Genomic DNA, 862 nt, shown 5'->3' on the forward strand with positions numbered 1-862 from the left:
CGTGATCCTGCTGGCCGAAGGCCGCCTCGTGAACCTCGGCTGCGCGACCGGCCACCCGTCGTTCGTGATGTCGAACTCGTTCGCGAACCAGACGCTCGCGCAGATCGAGCTGTTCGTGCGCGGCAACGAGTACGAGAACAAGGTGTACGTGCTGCCGAAGCATCTCGATGAAAAGGTGGCGCGCCTGCACCTCGCGCGCATCGGCGCGAACCTGTCCGTGCTGTCGGACGAGCAGGCTTCGTACATCGGCGTGCAGAAGGACGGCCCGTTCAAGCCGGACTATTATCGCTATTAGATAATCAAGAAACGAATCCCATCAAAAGGTCCGTTCAACTGGGCATGAGTCTGTTACGTACGCTCGGTCTTACCGATATGCCAGGGTTTTGCATGTAATCGGGATGTCCATGTTTCCTCATTTGACTCGTTTATCCGATGGGAACAGCGAAGACCGCCTGCATTCGGGATTGCGGAGAACGTCGACACACCAGTCAATGCGATATCAACCACCTGGCGTAACCCAACTATTGGAGTTAACAACATGGCGAACAACTATTTCTTTACGTCCGAATCCGTCTCCGAAGGCCATCCGGACAAGGTCGCGGACCAAATCTCGGACGCGATTCTCGACGCCATCCTCGAGCAGGACGAATACTCCCGCGTTGCGGCCGAAACGCTGTGCAACACGGGTCTCGTCGTGCTGGCCGGTGAAATCACCACGACGGCCAACATCGATTACATCCAGATCGCGCGCGACACCATCAAGCGCATCGGCTACGACAACACCGACTACGGCATCGACTACAAGGGTTGCGCGGTGCTCGTCGCGTACGACAAGCAGTCGCCGGACATCGCGCAAGGCGTT

2 protein-coding genes are annotated in these 862 nt (G+C 57.5%); both read left to right on the top strand.

Annotated elements, in window-relative coordinates:
* Positions 1–295: adenosylhomocysteinase (locus tag U4012_RS35570; RefSeq protein WP_321804551.1), on the top strand; the 295-nt coding region annotated here is incomplete at its 5' end.
* Positions 296–538: 243 nt separating this feature from the next.
* The coding region (locus tag U4012_RS35575) for an S-adenosylmethionine synthetase N-terminal domain-containing protein (protein ID WP_321804554.1) at positions 539–862 on the top strand (324 nt) is incomplete at its 3' end.

The organism is Burkholderia sp. BCC1988, assembly GCF_905339895.1.
Taxonomy (GTDB): domain Bacteria; phylum Pseudomonadota; class Gammaproteobacteria; order Burkholderiales; family Burkholderiaceae; genus Burkholderia.